The organism is Pseudoalteromonas luteoviolacea (assembly GCF_000814765.1).
GTDB classification, from domain to species: domain Bacteria; phylum Pseudomonadota; class Gammaproteobacteria; order Enterobacterales; family Alteromonadaceae; genus Pseudoalteromonas; species Pseudoalteromonas luteoviolacea_H.
Genome location: NZ_JWIC01000003.1, coordinates 153,044 through 177,568, shown reverse-complemented (window position 1 = coordinate 177,568; position 24,525 = coordinate 153,044). Strand labels below are relative to the sequence as shown.

Sequence of the window (24,525 nt, the reverse complement as noted above, 5' to 3'; positions counted from 1 at the left end):
TTACTTAATCAGCTAGGGCATCTTTAAATGCCTTAGCTGGTTTAAATAGCACTTTATTTTGACCTTCTATGATAATTTCTTCCCCAGTTTTTGGGTTTCTTCCCGGCTTTGCTGGATGATAACTTAGCGTCAACGAGCCAAAACCAGATAAAGCAACAGGATCGCCTTCTGACAATCGTTTTGTAATGGCGTTTAAAATGCTGTCTAACGCGGCTTTTGAATCCTTTTTAGTCAGTTCGTTGCGCTCAGACATCGCTGAAACTAATTCACTCTTATTCATTGAGTTCTCAAATTATTTTTAAGGTGTGCGGAGGCTAGAAGTTTAGCAGCTAAAAGTCAATCTTGAACTTATAGTCATAACTTGATACAACGCAATAGAGGTATGGTAGCGCGAGGTTTTAAATGGCATTTATTGTTGAGTATTTACCCCTAATCCTATTTTTTCTCGTCTATAAATTTATGGATATATTTTGGGCTACGGGGGTTTTAATTGTCGCATCTTTAATACAAATGGCATGGCAATATTTTAAAGACGGCGCAATCTCACAAAGGCATTGGATCTTCTTTGCCATCGCTTTATTACTCGGCGGACTAACCATACTATTCCAAGACGAACAATTCATTATGTGGAAAGCCACTATCATATACGCTGCGCTAGGTATCACACTACTGGTGTCACACCATGTTTTGGGTAACAACCTCACAAAAAAAGCCTTGCTTGGTATCCTTAACAGCGCAATGAAGCAAATGCATCAAACTGATAAAGACGACAAAAAACATTCCAACCAGCAAAAAGCCGAAGACCTCCCGATCCCTGACTCTCTCTTTGTGCAGCTTAACGTCGCTTGGTCAGTGCTCTTTTTCATCATTGCAATATTAAATTTAATCGTAGCTTATACTTTCTCGCTCGACTTTTGGGTCAACTTTAAGGTCTTTGGCTTAATGGCAATCACCTTTATCGCCGTCATGTTAACCATCGCCAAGGTATCTAAATATCTTCCAGAAGATGAATAAGGAAAACGCTGTAATTCACCCTATGTCTATACAGTTACACGCTATATGAAAGTGAAAATAACTCGGGAAAAGATCCAGCCAAAATGACACCCCTTGCTATATTTTAAGCAAGGCATATTTTCATTAAGGTGGCCCTTTGAACGCACATCAATATCGATGGTTTGAATTATTCTCTGTTTTTATTTTTCTTCCTTGTATCGCTTATTTCTTTCGCGCAGAGCTTGCCAACTGGCTCTTCCCTGCGCTGATAACCTTAATGGTGGTATGTACCTACCTGCTGCTCACCGATCCGCACTTTAAACGGTTCAGGCTCACTAGCCTCGGGCAATTTTCCGCCATTAAAAAACGACTGTTTTCAATGTTTTTTATCGGAGCGCTCTTCTCTGGCATGCTGTATGGGTTAATCAGCCAAGAAAGCTGGTTTTCATTACCCATCAATTCAACATTAGACTGGTTAGTGCTATTAATCGCCTACCCTGTTTTGTCTGTTTTGCCGCAAGAGCTCATTTTTAGAAGCTACTTTTTTCATCGCTACAAGCACATATTACCCAGTAAAACTGTGAGAGTCATTCTCAGTGCCAGTGTGTTTGCATTGGCTCACTGCGTTTATGATAACTGGATGGCCATCATTCTGTCGTTTTTAGGCGGGCTGCTGTTTTCATATACCTATGCACACAGTCGGTCGTTAGCTGTATGCGTTTTAGAGCATAGTTTATGGGGGCTTTGGATATTTACAATTGGAGCTGGAAAATATTTAGATGCTGGCGTCACGTTTACATAAAACGTGGGGCAAAGGCCCCACGTTTTTAAATGTTAAAAACCAAATAAACTGACGGCGAAGTACTTAGTGGCCACTGTGTTTACAAATATGACCAGTAAGATGACTGGAATAAAAGTCGACAGTGAGAAATTGACATACTTCTCCATAAAGCTGCCTTTGTAACTTTCACAGCCCTGTGACAGTTCATCTGAAAGATTTGCTTTTCTCCAGCGGTATGTCACGAACAAACAAAGTAGTAAGCCATTAAATGGTAAAATTGTGTCGTAGAATACATCGGAAACAATATCAAAGAAGCTCTTATCTACGCCACCGTACTGAGTAAACTTCGTTAACCACTCGACCATACCAAATGACATTGTACACATCACGGTTAACACACCTGTCGAAACAGCCAACACTGTCAATGACTTCTTACGACTGTAACCTTTAGCTTCCATTAAGCTCGCTGTCGGAACTTCAACAATCGACACCAATGAGGTAATCGCAGCAAAAAACACCAATAAGAAGAAGATGCCTGCAACAATCGATGCACCGGTATACCCAATATCTGCCTGCATCGTTAAGAATAACTGCGGTAAATAAACAAAAATCATAGATACAGACGAGTCTGATAATTCGTCAAGTTTAACGTCAGGGTTAAAACTGAAAATAGCTGGAAGTACCATCAAACCTGCGATGAATGCCACCAAAGAATCTGTGACTGCCACCATTTTAGAACTACCTACAATGTCCTCTTTCTTTGAGATGTAAGATGCGTAGGTGATCAAAATACCCATGCCAAGAGACAATGAGAAAAACGCTTGTGACAATGCACCATTGAGGACACTGGCATCCATTTTCGAAAAGTCAGGGACAATGTAATAACGTACACCCGCCATGGCATTATCGAGCGTCAATACATAAGCCACTAAGCCGATTAACAGGACAAATAAAGCAGGCATCATCAGCTTTGCGGCCTTTTCAATCCCTTCTTTTACGCCACCGACTAAAATAAGATTCACTAAGATAGCGACGCCAGCCATGTAGCCGAAAACACTATACTCGTTAATGAATACGCCAAAGTTATTCGGGTTTGCCAGCTGGTCCAGGTTCCCCATGAAAGTTTGTACCAGATAACCAAAAATCCACACAGTGATAACCATGTAAAAGACCGCAATCATAAACGGGGTTAATACGGCTAATGCCCCCGCAAACGACCACTTTTTATCACCCCCAGTTAAAGAGTGATAAGCACCATACGGATCTTTTTGTGCTTTGCGGCCAAGGGCCATTTCAGCAATCATAACGGGTAGACAAATAAATATAACAAACAGCGCATAAACAATTAAAAATGCACCGCCGCCATTTTTTGCAGCAGAAACTGGGAATCCAACTAGATTTCCGATCCCCACAGCGGACCCTGCCGCTGCCAAAATGAAACCCAGTCGAGAGCTAAATTGCTCGCGATTTGCACTCATTAAAACAACCTTATTATTATTTTTTCATGATAGTCGAAGGACTGTAACAGCCATGCCCTGAGGATTTCAAGTATAAATAGGGATTCTCCTCAGATAACGTCATTTCATTTACATTTAGGGACAATCCGGTCTATGATACGAAACACAAAATTAATTACGCATTATTTCTGATTATTATGCTTTACATGATTTACTCAACGGATGTGGAAAACTCTCTAGAAAAACGTATGAAAGCAAGACCAGCTCATTTAGCGCGCCTAAACGCGTTAAAAGAGGAAGGTAGGCTGTTTGCAGCAGGTCCTCTGCCCGCGATTGATGATGAAAACCCAGGAGATGCTGGATTTACCGGGTCATTGGTCATTGCCGAGTTTGCTTCTTTACAAGACGCCGAAACATGGGTTGCTGCCGACCCTTATATCGAAGCTGGCGTATACGCAAATAGCGTAGTCAAACCATATAAAAGAGTACTACCTTAACAAAGTTCAGCACGGGTTAAGACAAGTGAGCTTAACCTGCTTTACAAGATGTTAAGCAACCCAAACGTGGAGCTTAGAATGCAGTTGCCTTTCTGTTTTGCTATTTTAGCGCTTGTTTCTGTCCTGACTATAAATCAGGCACATGCGACTGGGCAAAACACCATAAGTAAAAAAGAAGCCGTACAATTAGCAACCACCAAACAACCAGGGAAAACACTCAAAATCTCCCTTGAAGGTGATTACTTTGTTGTGCGTATTTTACAAAGCGACGGCAGGATAGTTGATGTAAAAGTCCACAAAATAACGGGTGAAGTGAAGAAGGACTGACAATGCGAATTTTAGTAATTGAAGATGACGTACAACTGGCTGAAAACCTAAGAAATGTGCTAGAAAAAGAAAAGTACAGCGTTGACCTGTGTCATGATGGTGAAAACGGCCTTTTTCATTTGACAGAGTACCCGCTTGATTTAGCGGTTGTCGACTTAGGCCTTCCTAAGCTAGATGGTGTAGAATTAATTAAACGTGCCCGTGCGCAAGATATCAAGATCCCAATTTTGATACTCACAGCCCGTGATCGCTGGCAAGAAAAAGTAGAAGGCTTAGATGCGGGTGCCGATGACTATCTCACTAAACCTTTCCATGTTGAAGAGTTAATCGCACGTTGTAATGCGCTGATCAGAAGAAGTGCAGGACAAGCTAACCCTGAGATTAGTATTGGCCCTATCACATTACATACCCGCTCTCAGCAAGTGTTCGTGAATGAAAGAGAGCTGTCATTGACCGCTTATGAATATAAAGTGCTCGAATACTTAATGGTCAACCCTCATAAAGTGATTTCTAAATCTGAGCTAACAGAGCATATCTATGATCAAGACTTTGATTTAGACTCCAATGTCATTGAAGTATTTGTTTTGCGATTACGTAAAAAGCTCGATCCCGATGGTTCATTAAACCCAGTGGAAACCTTACGCGGTAGAGGTTATAGGTTCAAAACTCAGTGGTAAGTAGCGCACAGATCTCTCTAAAAATAAGGCAAGGTTTCATCCTTGTCTTTGTTTTAATCGTTGCGCTACCTGCTTTGTTTTTCTCTATCGGTCGCGCTTATTATGCCACCTTAGTCGATGCCACTGAAAAAACCCTTGAAGCGCATCTTTATTCATTAATCTCAGAGGTTGAGTTTTTATCTGATGGTATATCAATGCCAAGGACAATCCTCGCCCCAGAACTAAACCGCTTAAATTCAGATACTTATGCTTTAGTGTATCAAGAAAACACCCTCGTCTGGTATTCAGAATCTGCGGTCAACCTCACCGTCACACCGGATGTATCTCAGACACAAGCTGGCGCATCTGAATTCAAAAAAGTCCGTTATAACGGAGAGGACTATCGACAGCTGAGCTTGACCGTTATTTTAGGTAATGCAGAGCAATCTCAGCAGGCAAAATTCATCCTATTAAAGAAAAACTCAGCGCTGCTAGCACTGATGTCAGAATTTAGAAATACCTTGGTCAACTGGATGCTGATAATGGGCGTTGTTATTGCCGCATTGATGGCCATCGGATTTGTATGGAATGCACGCCCTCTGCAACGCTTAGACAAAGAGATAACAGAGGTCGAAGCAGGCGAGAGAGATAAGATATCAGGTTTATATCCTGTAGAGCTGACCACGATAAAAGCCGATCTTAACTTATTGCTAGATTCACAAAGGCGACAAAAAGAGCGCTACCGTGCCTCTTTAAGTGACTTGGCACATGCTTTGAAAACACCATTGGCAGTGCTTAAATCTAGCCCACTTGCAGCCGATTCGGAAGCACAAGAGCAATTAGATCGTATTAATGCAATGATTGAACACCAGCTCAAACGGGCAGCGACAGGTGGTTCTGATACCTGGAAAAAGCAAACCACTGTCAAACCTGTTTTAGACTCTATCCTCAATGCCATGGGAAAAGTCTACCTGGATAAGGGAATAGACTTCACAGCTGACTGTGATCAGAGCGCTGCATTTCTTGGTGATAAAACTGATTTAATGGAAATTTTAGGTAATATCATCGATAATGCATGTAAAGCATGTGTGCATAAAGTTGATATCACTGTTAAAACGGACACCGAAAAAGGGATTGTATTCATAATTAGTGATGATGGCCCAGGTATTCCTGAAAACAAACGAGAGGAACTTTTACAACGTGGCTCTAGGCTAGACACCTATGAAGCGGGACACGGTGTGGGGATGGCAATTGTTTCTGATCTGGTTGCTTCCTATCATGGCAAAATCATTATTGACTATAGTGAGCTTGGCGGTGCCCAATTTACAATAGAGTTTAGCGATGACCAAAACCATTAAATTTGTTCTATTTCTTGTTATTACATTCAGTTTTGAGGCGCTGGCTCGCACTGAGACACTCAAAGACTGTAGCCATCTAGAGTCAGATCATCCTCAAAAAGCCAAAAAATATTTGATGTGCTTAGATAGCAACATTGAGCTGCTTGAACGTAATCGTCAGACTTGGATCACGAAATTAATCATGGACACCGAAGAACTTGAGAAAAATACCGGTAATACACAATTAATGCCCATAATACAACGCGGCATTCTCAATCAAAGTCGATATATGGATGATGCCTGTAAGTGGAGGTATTTGAAAGAGTTGCCAAATTCGACGCGAGCAGCCAAAGTGTTCAAGCGCTGTAAAATTTCCTTTTTACAGCTGCATATCAAAGAATTACAAACTAACTTTTAGACTCTTCATAGCTACCTAGCATGGTCGCCAACCAGCGGCCATCTTCACTATTCTCTAGGCCGATTTTGACCACCATCGTCAATGGTACCGATAACAACATGCCTACGGTGCCCAATAGCCAACCCCAAAATATTAATGATACAAAAACCACTAACGTCGACAGTCCAACACCTTTACCCATATACTTTGGCTCAATAATATTACCCATGATGGTGTTGATAGATAAATAACCCGCGGCGACCAAACCACTGACAACTGGGCCATGTGTGACTAAAGCTAACAAAACAGGTGGCACAGCCGCGATAATAGAGCCGATATTTGGGATATAATTAAGTAAAAAAGCCAATACGCCCCACAGTACAAAGTAATCAACATCAAGCAGCCATAATAAAAAACTCGCTAAAACGCCTGTGGCTAACGACACCAATGTTTTAATCGCCAAATAACTATTGATTGAATTTAAAAAACGGTCAATCTGCTGCATTTTCATCTGTGGATCATCTAGTGCAATATGTACTTTTTTACTGAGCATAGGTGCTTCAAACAACATAAAAACTACCGTGAGTAAAATTAAGAAGATATTTGCCATTACACCACCAAAGCCCGCAAGCATATTGGTAGCGACATCAATCATTTTACCTGGATCAAACAAGGCAATAAGCTGCTGCTTATCAATCAATATATTATAATTTGCTGCGGTATCAACCAGCCAAATAAATTTGCCTTGAAGCGCTTCTCTATAACTTGGTAACTGCTGGGAAAAGTCATTTAGAGACTGCCCTACCAAGCCAGCTAAACTCATCCCTAATAGCCCTACTAACGCGATAATAATGACAATTGCAGCCCCTTTTGGAATACGATAACTGGCGAAAAACTTAAGTAAGGGATTACAAATAATCGCAATAAATGCAGCTAAAATAAACGGCACTAAAATGTCATTTGCAAGTTTTACACCTGCCAATACAATGAATAATGATGCCAATACAACTAAGCTCTTGTTTATGCCGGTCAATGATGACACTGTTGATCCTTATGCGAGGTCGCAACGTTGAAGGTAAAGTTAACACTTAACTTTTATATGTATCTGCTACTATTGTAATTGAATTTAAATTCAAAGCACTAGGGCTAATTAAAAAACATACATAAACCAAATCATAATTGAGCGTGGAATGAATATATTGATCACGGGTGGAACCGGACTAATTGGGCAGGAACTTTGTAAGTTTTTAATCAACAAATACAACTTGGTCGTGTTGACTAGGAATGAGTTAAAGGCAAGACAGCTGATAGGACAAAACTCACGCTTTGTCACTTGTCTTTCAGAAGTGGACTTTAATGACATTGACATCATCATTAACCTTGCAGGAGAACCCATAGCTGACAAAAGATGGAGCGACAAACAAAAACAAGCGATCATCGAAAGTCGAGTGGGTATTACGCAACAAATCACTGACTATGTAAATGCAGCTGAGACGCCACCCCATACATTCATCTCCGGCAGCGCCATTGGATTTTATGGCAGACAAAACGCAGATATCGCAGTCGATGAAACATTCGACAAACCTTATGACGAATTTAGCCACCAGCTGTGTCGTGACTGGGAACAAGCAGCATTAAAGAGTCAAAGTGAGCAAACAAGAGTCTGCTTGCTGCGTACCGGTGTCGTGTTGTCTCGTCGCGGCGGAGCTCTCAAAAAAATGTTGCCTGCATTTTCTTGGGGCATGGGTGGACCGATGGGTTCAGGGAAGCAAATGATGTCTTGGATACATATCGATGACATGATCCAGCTTATTTTGTTCCTTATTCGCCATACTGAGCTTCATGGGGCATTCAATGCGACCGCGCCTCAACCTGTTTCAAATAAAGAATTCTCAGACTGTCTTGCCACTGTCCTAAACCGCCCTGCTTTTTTCTGGCTACCTGAAAGCTTCTTAAAATGGGCATTTGGAGAAATGTCAGATATTCTAATTTATGGCCAAAAAGTAATCCCCAAAAAAGCACTCGATGCTAACTACAGATTCCGCTATCAATCATTAGAAGAGGCATTGAAACAAATAATGCACTAATTCATAAGTACCCACAGAAAGGGCCAACAATCTGAGCGCCCTTTTTATCTCCTTTTATAAAGTAATCGTTTACATTCACTCACATGAATATGCAGATTTCTAGAGTATGATTATACTTAAACATACCATCTATAAAGAGCCGTATGATTGCCTTACTCTCGATTCAATAAATCCATTCAAACCATATTACACAGCAAGTACTTACTTTCGCTGCGCGAAGCATTTATTGCTCTTTTGCCTTATTTTGTCAGTAGCGCGCTTGCACTGCTTATCATTAACAGCGCACTGTTCTTCAATTTAATTAATAAAAATAATGGATTATATGCGGTATTATTTAATGGTGCGGCACTAATTTTAAGTCTATTTCCGCTCATCGTTGCCACTTCAATCGGCTTCTTTATTTGTAAAAATTATGGGCAGAGCGGGATCATTGGCGCTATGCTTGCCTTACTCAGCTTTTCACTGCATGGACAATATATCATTTTCGTGCAAACTAGCTTTGAGCTTAATCCCACAGGTGCAACGCCGTTTGCCATTATTATCCCCAGTATCAGCAGTTTGTTGTTAGTCCTATGTATGCGGCTTCAGCCAAGCTTTGATAGCTATTTATATCGCGTCAGTCACTTCTTGAGTGAAAAGCTACGCACAATTCTCCCCTTCTCTTTGGTCTTCTTCAGTTTCTACCTGTTTATGCCGCTCCTCTTTGCCATCGGTGACATCATTGCCTTGTGGATCACCCCAGATACCACCAACACCTCTGTTGCTTGGTTAACCTATCAAAGGATGATCATTACACATGGTTTATGGTTTCTGGGAATCCATGGCGACAATACATTTGATATGTTACTTAGCCCTCAGTTTTTATCTGAGCCAATCATACCAGGGATCACAGCAAAAACATTTTACGACACCTTTGTGCTTATCAGTGGGACAGGCTGTTTCGCGGGTCTAATTTTAGCAGCGTTATGTCTTCAGCGTAGCGGCCATGAACGCAACATCGCCAAGCTTTCTATTCCTTTCACCGTATTTAACTTTTGCGAGATCATTGTGTTCGCCCTACCTATATTCTTAAACCCAATCATGCTCGTCCCATTTATCTTAGTTCCGAGCATTAATTTTATATTGGCCTACTTTGTATTAAGTCATGGCTGGGTTGAAGTCTCAAATATTGAGCTCAGCTGGATGACTCCTGCGCTGATCAGCGGCTATAAAGTATCAGGCGGCCTATCTGGTGCCATTTTGCAAGGCGCTTTAATTCTCATCAGTGCTGTCATCTATTACCCTTTCCTCTACTGGCACAACCGCCAAGTTAACTTTGAAAAGGCGATTAACAAACTGACCGATAAATTAAAAATTTCTGAGCAGTTAAGAAGTACCGGGGAATCTGTTTTTATCGCCCACCAGCGAGATATTGACTATGCCAGTAAAGAGCTTAATCAAGTGCTTAATGATATAAGTGAAGGCAAGCTCAAGTTATACTACCAACCACAAATTTGTCAGATCTCAGCAACCGTCAATGGGTTTGAAGCACTCTTAAGACTGCAAAAGCCAAATGGCAATCTAGTTGGCCCTTACTTTCTTGATACATTAATCAAGCATGACCAAACAGATATCATTGACAAGTGGGTTATAGAGCAAGCCCAACGCGACCTTGCATATTTTAGAAAAAAAGACTTTTTCCCGATCATTAGTATCAATGTAAACCCTAAAGTGATGACCAACCATGTGCTCATTAATTACCTATGCGAAACATTCCATCAGTTTCCAAATCAGCTCAAAATAGAAGTTGTCGAGTCCGGTTACTTAAGCGATAAGAACAAAGTCATCAAAAATATCCTTAAACTACGTTCCTCAAAAATAGAAACCGTCATTGACGATTTTGGCACTGGGTACTCCAGCTTATCGATGCTAGCAGATCTGCCTATCGACATTGTTAAGTTAGACAAATCATTATTAGACAATGCCAAAGAGGAATCAGGTGCAGACTTTTACACCTATGTGGTTGAGTTACTTCATAAAATGGATAAACATTTAGTCGCCGAAGGGGTCGAGTCTCAACATCAACTAGAATTTGTACGCGGTCTGCAAATTGAAACCGTGCAGGGATGGTATTACCAAAAAGCTTTACCCAAGCAAGAAATTAGATCTTATCTAACAAATTTCTCCTCCCATAACAGCTAAGAATGTACTTAGAGCGCACCAACGCGCAGTACTGACTGCGACAGTTTATAGCCTAGCACATAGGGCGCTTTATAGAGCCTTACTGGTACACATCAAGCCTTGCACAGTGATCGTAAAAATGAATTGCGCTATGCTGACACACATTCCATTTTACAGCTTTGGCCACTTTTAGGAGAAATATGGTACTCGCTTTATTCGATTTTGATGGCACCATCACAACACAAGACTGTTATACCCAATTTTTATTCTTTGCTACACCCAAGACTCGACTGTATTTGGGTTACTGTATTGTGCTCCCAATCATCCTTTTATATAAACTGGGTATGTTACCTGCAAGTAGAACCCGTCCAATTCTTTCTAAAGTTGCATTTTGGCGTCGCTCTGAAAGCGATGTGATGGACAAAGCATACTCTTATGTCGAGCAGGTTTTGCCACCGTTAATAAGACAGAATATGCTTGAAAAAATACAATGGCACCAATCTGAGGGGCATGAAGTGTTTGTCGTCTCTGCATCACTTAATCCTTATTTGTCGTTGTGGTGTAAACAACATAGCATTCACTTGATATGCAGTGAGCTTGAATGTGTCGATGGGAAGTATACCGGTAACTACACTCATGGAGATTGTAGTGAAGCGAGAAAAGTTGACCTGCTCAAAAAGCAAATCAACCTGTCAGATTATGAACATATCTATGCGTATGGTGATACCAAAGAGGACAATGCCATGTTAAGTATTGCCGACACCCGCTTTTATCAGGGTAAGCAAATCAATTAAATCGTTTACAGGCATAGTCCAATTCAAGTAGAAAAAACCACCACAAACAATATAGGGTTGTTTTAATGCGATACACTCAATCCTATTTAATTTTCATCAAAAAAATAGCCACACAGCATAAACCGAATACGGTCATCTCCGGTATCTTGATAGTAGAAACCTGTCGTATAGGTATCTTTACCATGCACTTTTCCGCAAACAACAGGACCATTTATGTCTGCATTTTGGAAGTCAAACAATGGATAAGTGGTTTTACCCAATACCTTAGTACACTCAAAACGTTCAACACTTCTATCGCCCTGATCATAAAAATACATGCCTGTGACAACAAAGCCTCTAGCACATTCGTACCAACCGTTACCATTGCCATTCATAAACACAGTATATCTTTGCGTTGAGGAAAGTGGCATTCCATCTATGTCTTTGGCCTGAAATCCATACAAACTGCGGTCTTCTCGGGCATTTAAAGCACTGAGTATGTGCACAGCCAAGCGTCTATTCGCATAGTGAGCGATATGCCAATTATTACCTTTACCTAGCATGGTATAAAACTTAAATGCTTGTGTATCAACTTTGCTAGATACCTCCGCTTCTTGACTGTGCTTTAGCTCATACGCATCTAACTCACAAAACCAAAACCCAATCACTAAAAATAAAACAGATTTTAAATACATGACTTTCCCTAATTTCATATTGTTCAGTAAATTGAAGACTAGCCTCTCGCGAAAGAATAACTATTACACTTAATAACAGCACCCAGATATGTGTACAAAAACCCCCGTATGATTCGCCACCTGCTTCCCCTGACAAAACAACAAAAAACTAAACATACACCCTCATACAGTCAGCGACAGTTTGATACAGACGCAGAAAGCTATGCTCATATATTTTATAAATACAACATTAATAAACCTGAGGTTAGACTCAATGATTCAATCACATACGAATAAATATGTGCGCTTAGCGCTTCTCACATTCACCTTAACCAATTTGGCCGCATGTGGCTCAAATAATGAAAACACCGCGCCCAATATTCAAATAAGCACACCTAAGTTCTCTGTCATTCAAAATAGTCAGGGCATTTTGTCTGCTACAGTGAGCGACAATGAAAACAACCTCGATATGCTACAGTGGCAACAAATTGGTGGGCAGGCACAAGCCGTCATTGAAAACCCCAATAAAGCCTCTACTCGGTTTTTAGCGCCGAAGCTACCAGGACATTATCAATTTCGTCTAACAGCTGTGGATAAACAAGGCAGCCAATCTCAGGCAACCATCAATATCGAAGTTAAACCTGTCCACGAATTCGCCGAACCAGCACTCACCAAATTAATGGACAGCCTATATAAAATGCACCAGCCACTGATTGCCAATATGGCACTATCTGTGACTTTTAATGACTTAGACTATACATGGCAAGGCGCCACCGGTTTTGCCAATGTGAAAGAACAACTAAAAATGACGCCCTCACACCCATTTAGAGTTGCGAGTATTACAAAAACAGTAACGGCTGCTGTCACGCTGAAAATGATAGAGATGGGCAAGTTTGACTTAGATACTCAACTGTCAGAGTTACTGACGGACTCAGATATGCCAACAGGCTACCAAGTGGCCGATCTACACGAGCACAATGGTGTGAAACGAGGTGGAGAAATTACCATTCGCCAATTACTCGATCAAAGTACCGGCATTAAAGATTATATATCTTATCTCAATGATCCTATGTCACCGGACTATTTGGCGTTAGACAGTGCACTGAAAGGCACGCATCAAGATACGCAAATGTGGAACCCAAAAGACATACTAAAAGACATGCTCGATCGAAAACTAACTCATAATCTACAATCCACTCTAGGAGAACATCACGTATATTCTGACAGTAACGCTGTGTTGCTGGGTATTGTATTAGAAAAAATAGGTAAAGCTCCCTTACACAAATTAATGGATCAACTGGTTTTTGCCCCATTGGCAATGGACAATACTTTTATGGACTTTTATGAGGACCATAAAGGCCTCGCACCTGTCGACCATTACTATATTCTTAGCAAAGAAAACCATGACAGAGACTATCCAGAGTACTTTTATGGTAATCATAATATACCTGCAATTCAGATGAATACCTCCTTTGCTTGGGCAGGTGGCGGCGTTGTCTCAACGTTGGGGGATTTAAATAAATTCTACCGCGCGATACATGATGGCACTCTTATTCAAGACCCACAATTACACGCACAGTGGCTGTCTTGGAAAATACCGACTAATGAACAAGGGTCTGAGTTTTATGGCCTAGGATTACAGTCCGCTCTTGGCGAGCTTGATGGCTATGACACGCAAATTAAAATGATTGGTCACGCAGGCTCTTGGGGCGCCTTAGCCTTCGATTTTCAGCCCTATAACATCAGAATTATCGCTTGGGATAGTCAGTTTGGCACTGAGGCACATTGGATGTTTGTTGAAGCGGTTTTAGTGGCACTTGAAGAGATGGGTTATAATAAGCACTTTTAAGATGAGGGTGGTCGAACACAACCTGTTCGATCACCTAAAATCATCATTTTATTTCAGGTCTCACTCATCCCCCGCTCGCACACTGCTAAAATAGCAGCTATGCATTTTGCTCAGCACGTGTGAACCAAGCGATGACCTGCTTTAAGTAGGCATCTCCATACTTAGCCGAAAACTCTTGCGTATGAAGGTCTGTTGGATCGCTCAAAGCATTAATACGAGTCCTTGCATATTCAGCGGTCAAATGAATTTTGCATCGCACAGTGATTGCATGGCGCCACTGCTCATAACTTTGAAAATAAAAACTGCTGTGATCATTCATAATACCCAGACTCCTTTATATTAGCGCGTAATGAAAAGTACTGAACTGCACCTTTGGAACAGTAGAACATACAACTTATGTTACTATATAACGATTGTGCAGAAGTAAAGTTTAGACTTACAACGTAAAAATACCCATCATATTCGACTTTAGATTAATGTATCGCCCTTTTCTTTTCATGATGAACCGAGACGAGCAACAGCTGTATTTCTTAAAAAAACAACAAACATATAAAGCTATAAATGCTGAATGACGTTACATACGTGATGGGCAGTAATAGGAGTCGCATCCTGATACCAAACAAATGAGGATGAATTGAAGCTTGTGCTGGCATCCTTAAAATTCAGCCATAAAAAAAGCGCGTTTGAAACGCGCTTTTTATAAGTCAATCTGTATAGATTAAACGACTTTAACTGGTACTGCTTGCTCAGAACCAAACTTAGTTGTTAGTTCTTCTTCAAGCGGAGTAAATGCTGTTAGGTCGATACCTTCAACCGCAGCTTTGTACTCGTCCATCGTTGGGAAACGACCTAATACAGTTGAAAGTACTACTAATGGTGTTGAACCAAGTAGTGACTCACCTTTCTTCTCTGATGTATCAGCTACAACACGGCCTTGGAATAGACGTGTAGACGTTGCGATTACTGTATCACCAGGTTCAGCTTTTTCTTGGTTACCCATACAAAGGTTACACCCAGGGCGCTCTAGGTAAAGGATGTTTTCATACTTAGTACGTGCTGCTGTTTTTGGCTTTTCATCATCAAATTCAAAACCAGCGTACTTAGCAAGCACTTCCCAGTCACCTTCCGCTTTAAGCTCGTCAACAATGTTATATGTTGGCGGCGCAACAACTAGAGGCGCTTTAAACTCAATCGAACCATTTTGCTTCTCAAGGTTACGTAGCATCTGTGCGATGATTTGCATGTCGCCTTTGTGAACCATACAAGAACCAACGAAACCAAGATCGACTGGCTTATCGTTGTAGAATGAAACTGGACGAATTACATCGTGCGTATAACGCTTAGATACGTCTTCGTTGTTTACATCAGGGTCAGCAATCATTGGCTCAACGATTTCGTCAAGATCAACCACAACTTCTGCGTAGTACTTCGCGTTGTCATCTGGTGCAAGCGCTGGTTGCTCACCAGACTTGATACCTGCAATGCGCTCGTCAGCAAGATCGATAAGACCTTGTAGTGTCTTCGCTTCGTTTTCCATACCCTTGTTGATCATGATCTGGATACGGCTCTTAGCCAATTCAATTGACTTGATAAGCGTTTCGTCGTTTGAAATACAGATTGACGCTTTCGCCTTCATTTCTGCAGTCCAGTCAGTGAAGGTGAACGCTTGGTCAGCCATGAGTGTGCCAATGTGTACTTCGATGATACGACCTTGGAACACGTTCTCGCCGCCAAATTGCTTAAGCATTTGCGCTTGAGTTGCGTGTACAACGTCACGGAAGTCCATGTGCTCTGCCATTTTACCTTTGAAGGTAACTTTTACAGAATCAGGAATTGGCATTGCAGACTCACCCGTTGCCAATGCAAGTGCAACAGTACCAGAGTCAGCACCGAAGGCTACACCCTTAGACATACGCGTATGCGAGTCACCACCAATGATAATAGCACGGTCGTCCACTGTAATGTCATTCAGTACTTTGTGGATAACGTCAGTCATTGAGTGGTAGATACCTTTCGGATCACGCGCTGTGATAAGACCGAACTTGTTCATGAATGCCATTAGCTTTGGAATGTTCGCTTGCGCTTTTTTATCCCATACAGACGCTGTATGACAACCAGACTGGTATGCACCGTCAACAAGTGGAGAAATCGTTGAAGCAGCCATTGCTTCAAGCTCCTGTGACGTCATAGGGCCCGTTGTATCCTGTGAACCTACGATGTTCACTTTAACACGAACGTTAGAACCAGCGTGTAGTGGTGCATCTGAAGCAACGCCTACCGCATTACGGTTAAAGATTTTCTCAACAGCTGTTAGGCCTTGACCTTCGTGTGAAATTTCTTTTGAAGGTGCATACACAGTCGGCGCATCAACACCTAGCGTTTCTGCCGCTAGTGTTTGAAGCTTCTTACCAAATACCACTGCGTAAGAACCACCCGCTTTCATGAATTCAACTTTTTGTGGTGTGAACGCAGATGAGATATCTGCTAGTTCTTCTTCACCGTTGAAAAGCTTTTTAGCTTTAGTATCGATAGTAAGCACAGTCCCAGTTGCTACTGAGTACGCTTCTTCTAATACTGGGTCGCCATTTTCGTCAGTCACTGTGTTGCCATCAGCATCTACTTTCTTAACCCAGTTTTTAAGGTCAAGACCAATACCGCCGGTTACATCAACCGTAGTTAGGAAGATAGGTGCAATGCCGTTAGTACCAGCAACCACTGGCGCGATGTTGATGAATGGAACATATGGACTTGCTTGAGTACCTGCCCAAAGTGCTACGTTGTTCACACCAGACATACGTGAAGAACCAACACCCATTGTGCCTTTTTCTGCGATAAGCATCACTTTCGCGTTAGGGTGCTTTTCTTTAAGCGCAACGATTTCTTGTTGTGCTTCAGGTGTGATCATACATTGGCCGTGAAGTTCACGGTCTGCACGTGAGTGCGCTTGGTGACCTGGAGAAAGTAAGTCAGTAGAAATATCACCTTCACCCGCGATGAAAGTAACAACTTCAATTTTTTCAGCAACATCAGGAAGCTTAGTGAAGAACTCCGCTTTCGCGTAGCTTTCTAAAATATCTTTAGCAACGGCATTACCTGCTTTGAAAGCCTCTTGTAGGCGAGCAGTATCCGCATCGTATAGGAATACTTGTGTTTTAAGTACATCAGCAGCTTGCTTTGCAACTGCTTCATCATTGCCAAGCGCAAGGTCAAGAAGCACAGCAATTGAAGGACCACCTTTCATATGTGAAAGTAGTTCAAAAGCAAACTCAGCTGAGATTTCAGCGACAGTTTCTTCACCTAGAATGATTTCTTTTAGGAATTGTGCTTTTACACCAGCTGCGCTAGTTGTGCCAGGAAGTGTGTTGTAGATGAAGAATTTAAGAGAATCTTCGCGATGCTCGTTCTCTGTATCTTTAATTTGGGCGATAATTTCTGATAGCAGATCAGCGCTATCAATTGGTTTTGGGTTAAGTCCAAGTTCCGTTTTACGGGTTTGGATTTCTTCCAAGTACTCAGTATACAAACTCATATGAACCTCGTCAGGCAGTAATACGCATATATAAATCAGGGTTATTTTACCCTAAATTTAAAGCGCTAGTAATCATTTAACTAAAAAGCACTTTTTAGTATTAGTTTGCGCCGCAAAATACACTAAATTCACTAGGTTACGCTAATTTATAAAGTTAATGGGCGGTATAAATACCAATTATGTGATAATGATTATTATTTCCGAGATAAATATTTGTCACGTTCCTCGCTAAAAGTAGATGACAGAGCGCCCAATTTCAAACCCATTAATGACAATAACTGCACAATTGAATACATAAGCTTCATCACAAACAACTTTACATATACTCTAGAAATATAAATAGATGAAATTGAATCAATAAATTCAAAAGGGTAAGGTGAACTTGCTGTTCAAAACAATACCAAAAATTAAAACCACTGCAATTGATTAAAAAGGCGAGAAACTTTTAATTGATAAAAATAAAACAAAGTAAAGCTGTGAGCAATGCATGAAGAAAAAATGTGATTTTATACTCGACGTCAACGACACGAGATAGAAAAGAAAAAGGCCCTAAACAGGGCCCTTTAACATTATGCGTTTAATACACTTAAGATTCTGCTTGAGTCAAACTCAATACCTTCAATCTTAGCTTGCGCAAAATAGCTGACCAAGTAAAAATCAAGTTTGTGAGACTCACCTTGAAGCTTCTCATCTAATAATGCAACCTGCTCAGCCATTCTCGCCTGCTGGTCATCTGCTGGAGACTCTATATTTGTGAGGATCTCTAACCTTAATAGCAACTGCGCAGCACTTATCCCAGATACATTTTTACCTTGCCAGCATGCTGGAATTTCTTGATTGTTTTCAACAGCACTGACTAACTCAGAGAACTTTTCACGATTCAATGTCGAAAACAGTTCGTTCAGCTTAACGTCAACTTGCTCAAGTAAAGACTTCTTAATTTTATTTAGACCACCCAGCACATCCAGACCGCTGATCTGCTCTTGTAGCTGAGTAAGCTCTGACTGCGTTTTAGCTTCAATCACTAAATTATCAAAATTCGCTAACTCTTGGCGCTGCTGTGTTTCTAACGCGGCATTTTCACGCTTTTGCTGCGCAGCCATTTCTTCACGTTTCGCAAAAACGGCATCGTTATGCTTTCTAAATGACTGCCATAAAACATGCTCGCTCTTACTGCCCGCAAAGCCAATACCTTGCCACTGTTTTTGCAGTGTTTTAAGCACTTCACACGCTTCAGCTACATTCTCGTTTTCAACTTGAGCCAAAGCTTCATCAACAAGCGCTTGTTTTTGTTCAGCATTGTTTTGATGATGCGCTTTAAGTCGTCCATTCACCTGTGCATATGCATCACGATATTGTCCGTTCAAAGCTTGGTAAGTCTGTGAATCTAGACTACCCGCACCGCGCCACAGCTTGTTTATACGATTAAATTGGCTTTCCAGCTTACGCCAGCCGCCCTCTTCTTCCACTGAGAACTGCTCTAGCTCTTTCATTTGATTGATCAGCTTTTCACGCTCAACAATCACTTGTTTACGCGCTTCTTCTTGTTCAGCAAAATACGCTCGACATGGTGCAAACAGCAATTCAATTTTTTCATCGAATACTTGAGCTTGCTGCTTCTCTTCTTCACTTTCTATGCGTCCAAGTTCATTCCATCGAATACGTAACATCTTAACATCAGCAGCACGCACTTTAGGATCAATGTCAGTTTCTGCCAACTTTTCTTCTAGGTGCGCCAATAGTTCTGTGCGCTTCGGCGCTGAAGCATATTTTTGCCAATCTTTAAATTCAGCCAATTGTGCTTGCAAGCTTTCGTACTGTTTACTTACTTGCTCTTTGTGTGATTCAGTTAACAACTCATAGTTTTCAGACAAACCATTAAAGACACCAAAGGCGATGTTGAAACGACCTTGCTCAATTAGCCTTTGCACATCACGCGCTTTCTTGCGTGCTTCTTTTAGTAACTTTTGTTGCTGATCAACCAAAGGTTTCATTGCATCTAAAAATACTTTGGACGCTTCAGCAAGCTCGCTTTTCGCATTTTGCTTTAACTCGCTAGGCAAAGACTTTAATACGGCATTACATGCCTGATATGCAGACTTTTGCGTCGCTAGTAATGCGTCTAATTGTGCTAAATCATCACTCGCTTCGATTTGTTTCAGTTGCTCAAGCGTAACTTGAAACTCTTTCGTCGCTGCGATCATCTCAGGCAGTGTATTTAGTAATGTTTCTAACTTGGTCAAGCGCTGTAATAAACTTGTGACCTCTGTTTTGTATTCAGACTCACTTAGCATACTTTGAAGTTGTTCAAATTGACTCTGAAGAGCCGCCTGTGATTCAACATCTAGCTTACTGACAGCCTCATTTAAAACGGCTTCAAACGCATCTACCTTTTTCGTGTAGTCAGCGAGTGCTTGCTGCTTTTCTTCTTGTGCTTTTTTCGCAGCCAAATCTGCATCAAATTGCGCTTTGAGCTTTTCAATGTGAGCCGTCAACTTTTCGGTTAATACTTGATACTTACTTGACTGCACATTGAGTGTTTCTTCATCAAGCCACTTTAATTCAAGACTCTGCCACTGCTGTCCCAATTCATTAAATTGAGTATTAACCACTTGGTAGTCTAGCTTCTCTCTCAGAGCATTAAATTTCGCAAGTATCAATTTAACCTGCTCAGCAACTTGTTTTGGCATAACTTTCGCCAATCGCGCCTGCTCCAGATGTGAGTCTAACTGGCCTTTCGCATCACCTTTCGCGCTTTTCAGCACGGCTTTGGTTAAGTCATATTGATACACGAGCTCCAGCAGTGCAACTTGCAGTGCTTCTTCACCCTCTTTAAACGCTTTTTCAATTAGGCGTGCGTTTGCAATACGCTTCAACAATTTTACGCGCTGTGGCTGTGCAATATCAGAAAATGCTAACTTTTCTAGCGTTTTTTGCGGTGCATACCTATCGATGTACTCTTCACGAATATCATTACTCAGCATATTCGAGCCTGATAAGACTGCTTGGCTAATATGTTGTTCGGCAATGTCTTTAAGCTCTTGATCTTGCTTGTAGACTTTCCACCACAAGCCTAAATCATCAATCTTATTAAGGACTTTTTTTCTTATTTGAATTGAGTCGTCCTCTAGGGCTAGCGTTGTTAGTGCTTCGACATCCTTGGTTGTGTCTAATTTATCCACCGCCGCTAAGCGCACTTGCGCCTTAGGGTGCTTCCATTTAGGTGTAAATAAGTGTTTAAAGATCATTTTCAGTGAACCTAGCTATTTCGTTTTCTGCTTTAAATTCTTTTTGCAATTCGCGTTTAGACTTTTGAACCATCTCGCCATTTTCATTAATCGTAAATTGCTCGTTCGATTTAGCGACTTTTGCCTGGTACAACATGACGAGTTGAACAGTTTGCTCTTTTTGTGCTTCTGTCAGTTCAGTACCGTCAGGCCAACGACCTGTAGAGGCACCATACTGTAAGCGTTCGAATACTTCTGGGGTAATGTTACTTACCAAATTATCTACATTCATCGTCACTTTTTCTTTTTCAAAATAACCAATATCACACGATTGATAAGGTACCAAACCATACCAACGCCAATCGCGGATTTTGCAGCATACATTTCAATACTGCCTTCAACTGGGTGCTGCCAATATAGGTATAAAAAACCACCCAAAAATAAAATCAAAGCCAGAAACGAGTAATTCATAATACTCTGCTGTTTCTTTATACGGTTTTTGACCGCAATTCGACGAAGTTCGTCATCACTTATTTTTCCAATCTCAACGTCACAATGCGGACAAACCGTGTGCTTTGATGAAATAGGTTTATTACAACTCGGGCATTGGGCTATTGCCATACTTTCGTTACTCCGAATAAAAAATAAGGCGCCATATGGCGCCCTATTCTACTTGTTTTGAGCTACTTTGTCTTACTGGAAATCGCGAGATTTCTCTATTTTATCGTCATCTGACGCTTGACCTTTTCCATTTTCAAACTTTTCCCAGTAGTCATCAACGGTTTCTTTCATCTCTTTTCTTAAAACCATAATACCGAATAGGTTTGGTAACGTCATTACTACGATCCCCACCGCTGCTAACTTCCATACTAAGGTTGTGTCTGCAAACGATGCCCAAAAGAAACCTGCAACATAAAATACACGATATGGCATCACCGAACGCGGGCCTAAAAGGTAAGTCATCGCTCTGTCACCATAATATGACCAGGCGATGGCTGTAGAGAATGCAAATAACAATAGGCCAATAGATACGATATATTTACCACTGTCGCCAAAGTACCCTCGAGTAAATGCTTTGGTCGTCAGCTCGGCCGAATGAACGAGTGATTTACCCTGAACAGATATACTCGGATCCGCTGGGAGCCCCCCTTCAATTTCGACTGTGCCGGTGTACTGGTGTTTATCCGTTATCCCAAAACGAATATCTTCACCGATAGAGCGAGAATGGATAACTGTGAAATCCTTATTGACTGCGATACCTTGCACAACCTGAATAGCACCATTGTACTCCTCAACCTTATGGTCTGCGTATCCGTTTAGGTATTTATACAGCTCTGCTCTATCCGCTTCATTGGCCTCATCATAATTTCCTTTAATGAAAGTCATCGAAGAGCGTTCAAATTCGGTTTCAAACTTCTCAGTCCAAACCCCAGAAGACAAAATAACCAAACCAGTTAAAGTACAAATGATAATGGTGTCAATGAAAGGCTCCAAAATAGAGACCATCCCTTCAGATACCGGCTCATCTGCTTTTGCTGATGCGTGCGCTATTGGCGCAGAACCTTGACCTGCCTCATTAGAGAATAAGCCACGGTTTACACCACGGTTAAAAGCGTATGCAAACGATGCGCCTAAGAAGCCACCGGCAGCCGCTGAACCAGAAAATGCATTAGTAAAAACAGACGCGAAAGATGGGCCAATATTTTCAATATTGTAAAAAATAACGGCAAAAGCACCTAAAATATAGACAGCCGCCATAATAGGTACTACTTTTGACGTGATCGCTGCAATGCGCTTGATACCCCCTAAAATAACCAGGGCGAGTAAAATAGATAACACCGCACCTGTAGCCATCCTTTCAAACCCAAAAGTGGCTTCCATACCCTGAGCGATATTATTTATCTGTGGCAAACTGCCTGTACCGAAAGAGCTAATAACCGTTGCAATCGCGAATAGCACGGCCAGCCATTTCATGTTTAATCGTCTATCCATGTAATACATTGGACCACCAGCCATGGTGCCATCCTCTGTTTTAACACGGTATTTATGTGACAAGGTCACTTCCACAAACTTGGTTGTCATGCCGAAGAATGCAGTCATCCACATCCAAAATAAAGCAGCAGGACCACCGATAGATATCGCCAGTGCCACTCCACCAATATTACCCGTACCGACCGTACCGGATAATGCAGTTGATAATGCCTGGAAGTGTGTCGTATCACCTTCATGAGACTGTTTATCATACTTACCAGAGACCACTCGGCAAGCGTGTTTAAAATAGCGAATTTGCGGGAACTTTAAATATACTGTGAAAAAGAACCCCACCCCCAGTAATACATAGGGAAACCACCACGAGCCCCCTAGCATGGCATCTAAGCTATCAAGAAAACTTCCTAATACGTCCACAACTTATCCTCTTTTAATTGTTGTTATATTAAAAAAGGCAACCTTACAGGCTGCCTTAATTTTTGATTATCTTAGGTTATCAACTACTTTCACTATTGCTGATAACGTATCTTGTCCAAATTGGTAAGAGCGTCTATCAGACCAACCATAATGAGGATCTGGTAAGTCTGCATTGTCTTTAAATGGCATTTCAATTGTATAAGACAGTGCTTTAAACTCTTCGCCTACTGCGCAAGAAGCAACGGTTAAATTCGCTTGACCTGGTTCATCTTTCGGATAGCCATACACATCTTGGAAATCTGGGGTAATCGCCAGTAACGCGTCTTTAAACTGGTTTTCAAGGCTCTCAAGACGGGTATCATAGCTTGGGATCCCTTCGCTACCAGCCACAAAGTTGTATGGCAATGCTTCATCACCGTGAATGTCTAAATACATATCTAGACCAACCGCGCGCATCTTCTCAAGTACGTAATAAACCTCTGGCGAGTTTTCAACACTCGGCGTCTCCCACTCACGATTTAGGTTAACACCATTTGCGTTTGTTCTTAAATGACCGCGAACACTGCCATCTGGGTTCATATTTGGAACAATATAAAATACCGACTTTGACAACAATGCTGCTGCATGTGGGTCTTCATCGTCTAATAGCTTGTGCAGTAAGCCCTCAACAAACCATTCAGCCATCGTTTCACCTGGATGTTGCCTTGCCGTGATCCATATCTTTTTCTTAGTTTCACTTGGCTCACCCACGACGAGTAAACTGATATCTCTGCCATCAATTGTTTCACCAAGTGTTTCAATCTGACATGCATCGTGGCTTTGAGCCCAATACAATAAGTCCAGATGACGCTCATAGCTGTATGGAGCAAAATAAGCGAAAAACGTATGACTGTACTCTGGTTCAAAATCAATAACGAGCTGGCCATCTTGATACGAAGTAGGCACTCTGAACCAGTTTTGTCTGTCATATGACGCAACCGCTTGGTAGTCATCCCACCCTTCAGGGTATGCTGATGCTTTTAAATTGTTGATATGTAATTTATGTTCTACAAAAGGGGTTGACTCAAGACGGAAGTGGAACCACTGAAAGAAGTCTGAGTTGTTGTCTTTGTTGATTTCAAGTTGAATATCGTGAGGCTGCTGTGCCGAAATTACCTTGATATTACCACTGTCAAAATTACTAGAAATTCTCATATATACCCTAAAATTTATGGCAAGATTCTTGCCGTAACATTGCGCTTTCTTCGCTAAACAATGAGTTGTTATTCATGTTAGCCAAATGTAGCTAAAAACATTGAAAAGCCTATCATACATAACGCAGATCAAAAACTAAAAAAGCCAGCAAATGCTGGCTTTTTTCATCGTCAAAGCGAAA

The 24,525-nt window shown here is 41.3% G+C and carries 22 protein-coding genes; 11 read left to right on the top strand and 11 right to left on the bottom strand.

Annotation, left to right across the window (positions count from 1 at the left end; translation table 11 throughout):
* Positions 1 to 4: 4 nt before the first annotated feature.
* Positions 5 to 280: an HU family DNA-binding protein gene (locus tag JF50_RS02210; RefSeq protein ID WP_039607871.1), complete on the bottom strand. Its 276-nt coding sequence runs from the start codon at positions 278 to 280 to the stop codon at positions 5 to 7.
* A 122-nt stretch (positions 281 to 402) separates the two neighbouring features.
* Between JF50_RS02210 and JF50_RS02205 the strand changes: the two genes are divergently transcribed.
* Positions 403 to 1,014 (top strand): inner membrane-spanning protein YciB, encoded by a 612-nt coding sequence (locus JF50_RS02205; protein WP_039607870.1) that lies wholly within the window; start codon positions 403 to 405, stop codon positions 1,012 to 1,014.
* 136 nt (positions 1,015 to 1,150) lie between these two features.
* Positions 1,151 to 1,795 carry a CPBP family intramembrane glutamic endopeptidase gene (locus tag JF50_RS02200; RefSeq protein WP_039607869.1) on the top strand — a complete coding sequence of 215 codons (645 nt, stop codon included), beginning with the start codon at positions 1,151 to 1,153 and terminating at the stop codon, positions 1,793 to 1,795.
* 32 nt (positions 1,796 to 1,827) lie between these two features.
* Here JF50_RS02200 and JF50_RS02195 read toward each other — a convergent pair whose 3' ends face one another.
* Complete coding sequence (locus JF50_RS02195) at positions 1,828 to 3,252, bottom strand: sodium-dependent transporter (RefSeq protein WP_039607868.1); 1,425 nt, start codon at positions 3,250 to 3,252, stop codon at positions 1,828 to 1,830.
* 176 nt (positions 3,253 to 3,428) lie between these two features.
* Between JF50_RS02195 and JF50_RS02190 the strand changes: the two genes are divergently transcribed.
* The 5 genes from JF50_RS02190 (at position 3,429) to JF50_RS02170 (ending at position 6,466) form a co-directional block, all read left to right on the top strand.
* Positions 3,429 to 3,728, top strand: a complete 300-nt coding sequence (locus JF50_RS02190; RefSeq protein WP_039607867.1) for a YciI family protein — start codon at positions 3,429 to 3,431, stop codon at positions 3,726 to 3,728.
* A 78-nt stretch (positions 3,729 to 3,806) separates the two neighbouring features.
* Entirely contained in the window at positions 3,807 to 4,055 is a 249-nt protein-coding gene (locus JF50_RS26875) for a PepSY domain-containing protein (RefSeq protein WP_039607866.1), read from the top strand.
* A 2-nt stretch (positions 4,056 to 4,057) separates the two neighbouring features.
* On the top strand, positions 4,058 to 4,732 hold the full coding sequence (locus JF50_RS02180) for a response regulator transcription factor (protein WP_039607865.1): 675 nt from the start codon (positions 4,058 to 4,060) through the stop codon (positions 4,730 to 4,732).
* Positions 4,726 to 6,069, top strand: a complete 1,344-nt coding sequence (locus tag JF50_RS02175) for an ATP-binding protein (protein ID WP_039607864.1) — start codon at positions 4,726 to 4,728, stop codon at positions 6,067 to 6,069. Before JF50_RS02180 ends, JF50_RS02175 begins: the two co-directional genes overlap by 7 nt.
* Complete coding sequence (locus tag JF50_RS02170) at positions 6,053 to 6,466, top strand: hypothetical protein (protein WP_039607863.1); 414 nt, start codon at positions 6,053 to 6,055, stop codon at positions 6,464 to 6,466. The genes JF50_RS02175 and JF50_RS02170 overlap by 17 nt, the downstream gene beginning before the upstream one ends.
* Here JF50_RS02170 and JF50_RS02165 read toward each other — a convergent pair.
* Positions 6,456 to 7,487 carry an AI-2E family transporter gene (locus tag JF50_RS02165; RefSeq protein WP_039607862.1) on the bottom strand — a complete coding sequence of 344 codons (1,032 nt, stop codon included), beginning with the start codon at positions 7,485 to 7,487 and terminating at the stop codon, positions 6,456 to 6,458. The genes JF50_RS02170 and JF50_RS02165 overlap by 11 nt on opposite strands.
* Before the next feature lie 148 nt (positions 7,488 to 7,635).
* On the opposite strand from JF50_RS02165, the gene JF50_RS02160 reads away from it, so the two are divergent.
* The 3 genes from JF50_RS02160 (at position 7,636) to JF50_RS02150 (ending at position 11,486) form a co-directional block, all read left to right on the top strand.
* Positions 7,636 to 8,532, top strand: a complete 897-nt coding sequence (locus tag JF50_RS02160; RefSeq protein WP_039607861.1) for a TIGR01777 family oxidoreductase — start codon at positions 7,636 to 7,638, stop codon at positions 8,530 to 8,532.
* Between the two features lie 147 nt (positions 8,533 to 8,679).
* Positions 8,680 to 10,713, top strand: coding sequence for an EAL domain-containing protein (locus JF50_RS02155; protein ID WP_052262090.1), 2,034 nt, complete (start codon positions 8,680 to 8,682; stop codon positions 10,711 to 10,713).
* A 179-nt stretch (positions 10,714 to 10,892) separates the two neighbouring features.
* Positions 10,893 to 11,486, top strand: a complete 594-nt coding sequence (locus tag JF50_RS02150) for an HAD-IB family hydrolase (RefSeq protein ID WP_039607860.1) — start codon at positions 10,893 to 10,895, stop codon at positions 11,484 to 11,486.
* 86 nt (positions 11,487 to 11,572) lie between these two features.
* Here JF50_RS02150 and JF50_RS02145 read toward each other — a convergent pair whose 3' ends face one another.
* Positions 11,573 to 12,160: a hypothetical protein gene (locus JF50_RS02145; RefSeq protein WP_039607859.1), complete on the bottom strand. Its 588-nt coding sequence runs from the start codon at positions 12,158 to 12,160 to the stop codon at positions 11,573 to 11,575.
* A 253-nt stretch (positions 12,161 to 12,413) separates the two neighbouring features.
* Here JF50_RS02145 and JF50_RS02140 point away from each other — a divergent pair, with 253 nt between their 5' ends.
* Complete coding sequence (locus JF50_RS02140; RefSeq protein WP_039607858.1) at positions 12,414 to 13,988, top strand: serine hydrolase domain-containing protein; 1,575 nt, start codon at positions 12,414 to 12,416, stop codon at positions 13,986 to 13,988.
* 97 nt (positions 13,989 to 14,085) lie between these two features.
* Here the strand turns inward: JF50_RS02140 and JF50_RS02135 are convergent, their stop codons facing one another.
* The 7 genes from JF50_RS02135 to JF50_RS02105 all read right to left on the bottom strand — a co-directional run bounded on the left by JF50_RS02135 (position 14,086) and on the right by JF50_RS02105 (position 24,344).
* Positions 14,086 to 14,307, bottom strand: a complete 222-nt coding sequence (locus JF50_RS02135) for a hypothetical protein (RefSeq protein ID WP_039607857.1) — start codon at positions 14,305 to 14,307, stop codon at positions 14,086 to 14,088.
* Positions 14,308 to 14,706: 399 nt separating this feature from the next.
* Positions 14,707 to 17,517 carry a bifunctional aconitate hydratase 2/2-methylisocitrate dehydratase gene (locus JF50_RS02130; RefSeq protein WP_080760070.1) on the bottom strand — a complete coding sequence of 937 codons (2,811 nt, stop codon included), beginning with the start codon at positions 17,515 to 17,517 and terminating at the stop codon, positions 14,707 to 14,709.
* 569 nt (positions 17,518 to 18,086) lie between these two features.
* Positions 18,087 to 20,765, bottom strand: coding sequence for a DUF349 domain-containing protein (locus tag JF50_RS02125; protein WP_039607856.1), 2,679 nt, complete (start codon positions 20,763 to 20,765; stop codon positions 18,087 to 18,089).
* Positions 20,755 to 21,036: a YeaC family protein gene (locus JF50_RS02120; RefSeq protein ID WP_039607855.1), complete on the bottom strand. Its 282-nt coding sequence runs from the start codon at positions 21,034 to 21,036 to the stop codon at positions 20,755 to 20,757. Before JF50_RS02120 ends, JF50_RS02125 begins: the two co-directional genes overlap by 11 nt.
* 2 nt (positions 21,037 to 21,038) lie before the next feature.
* Positions 21,039 to 21,365, bottom strand: a complete 327-nt coding sequence (locus JF50_RS02115; protein WP_039607854.1) for a hypothetical protein — start codon at positions 21,363 to 21,365, stop codon at positions 21,039 to 21,041.
* Between the two features lie 72 nt (positions 21,366 to 21,437).
* On the bottom strand, positions 21,438 to 23,150 hold the full coding sequence (locus tag JF50_RS02110) for an alanine/glycine:cation symporter family protein (protein WP_052262089.1): 1,713 nt from the start codon (positions 23,148 to 23,150) through the stop codon (positions 21,438 to 21,440).
* A 66-nt stretch (positions 23,151 to 23,216) separates the two neighbouring features.
* Positions 23,217 to 24,344: a M14 family metallopeptidase gene (locus JF50_RS02105; protein WP_039607853.1), complete on the bottom strand. Its 1,128-nt coding sequence runs from the start codon at positions 24,342 to 24,344 to the stop codon at positions 23,217 to 23,219.
* Positions 24,345 to 24,525 lie beyond the last annotated feature (181 nt).

Coding starts and splice junctions, on each gene's coding strand:
- JF50_RS02210 (WP_039607871.1), bottom strand. CDS start 280: ATGAATAAGAGTGAATTAGTTTCAGCGATGTCTGAGCGCAACGAACTG.
- JF50_RS02205 (WP_039607870.1), top strand. CDS start 403: ATGGCATTTATTGTTGAGTATTTACCCCTAATCCTATTTTTTCTCGTC.
- JF50_RS02195 (WP_039607868.1), bottom strand. CDS start 3,252: ATGAGTGCAAATCGCGAGCAATTTAGCTCTCGACTGGGTTTCATTTTG.
- JF50_RS02190 (WP_039607867.1), top strand. CDS start 3,429: ATGCTTTACATGATTTACTCAACGGATGTGGAAAACTCTCTAGAAAAA.
- JF50_RS26875 (WP_039607866.1), top strand. CDS start 3,807: ATGCAGTTGCCTTTCTGTTTTGCTATTTTAGCGCTTGTTTCTGTCCTG.
- JF50_RS02180 (WP_039607865.1), top strand. CDS start 4,058: ATGCGAATTTTAGTAATTGAAGATGACGTACAACTGGCTGAAAACCTA.
- JF50_RS02170 (WP_039607863.1), top strand. CDS start 6,053: ATGACCAAAACCATTAAATTTGTTCTATTTCTTGTTATTACATTCAGT.
- JF50_RS02160 (WP_039607861.1), top strand. CDS start 7,636: ATGAATATATTGATCACGGGTGGAACCGGACTAATTGGGCAGGAACTT.
- JF50_RS02150 (WP_039607860.1), top strand. CDS start 10,893: ATGGTACTCGCTTTATTCGATTTTGATGGCACCATCACAACACAAGAC.
- JF50_RS02145 (WP_039607859.1), bottom strand. CDS start 12,160: ATGTATTTAAAATCTGTTTTATTTTTAGTGATTGGGTTTTGGTTTTGT.
- JF50_RS02140 (WP_039607858.1), top strand. CDS start 12,414: ATGATTCAATCACATACGAATAAATATGTGCGCTTAGCGCTTCTCACA.
- JF50_RS02135 (WP_039607857.1), bottom strand. CDS start 14,307: ATGAATGATCACAGCAGTTTTTATTTTCAAAGTTATGAGCAGTGGCGC.
- JF50_RS02130 (WP_080760070.1), bottom strand. CDS start 17,517: ATGAGTTTGTATACTGAGTACTTGGAAGAAATCCAAACCCGTAAAACG.
- JF50_RS02125 (WP_039607856.1), bottom strand. CDS start 20,765: ATGATCTTTAAACACTTATTTACACCTAAATGGAAGCACCCTAAGGCG.
- JF50_RS02120 (WP_039607855.1), bottom strand. CDS start 21,036: ATGAATGTAGATAATTTGGTAAGTAACATTACCCCAGAAGTATTCGAA.
- JF50_RS02115 (WP_039607854.1), bottom strand. CDS start 21,365: ATGGCAATAGCCCAATGCCCGAGTTGTAATAAACCTATTTCATCAAAG.
- JF50_RS02105 (WP_039607853.1), bottom strand. CDS start 24,344: ATGAGAATTTCTAGTAATTTTGACAGTGGTAATATCAAGGTAATTTCG.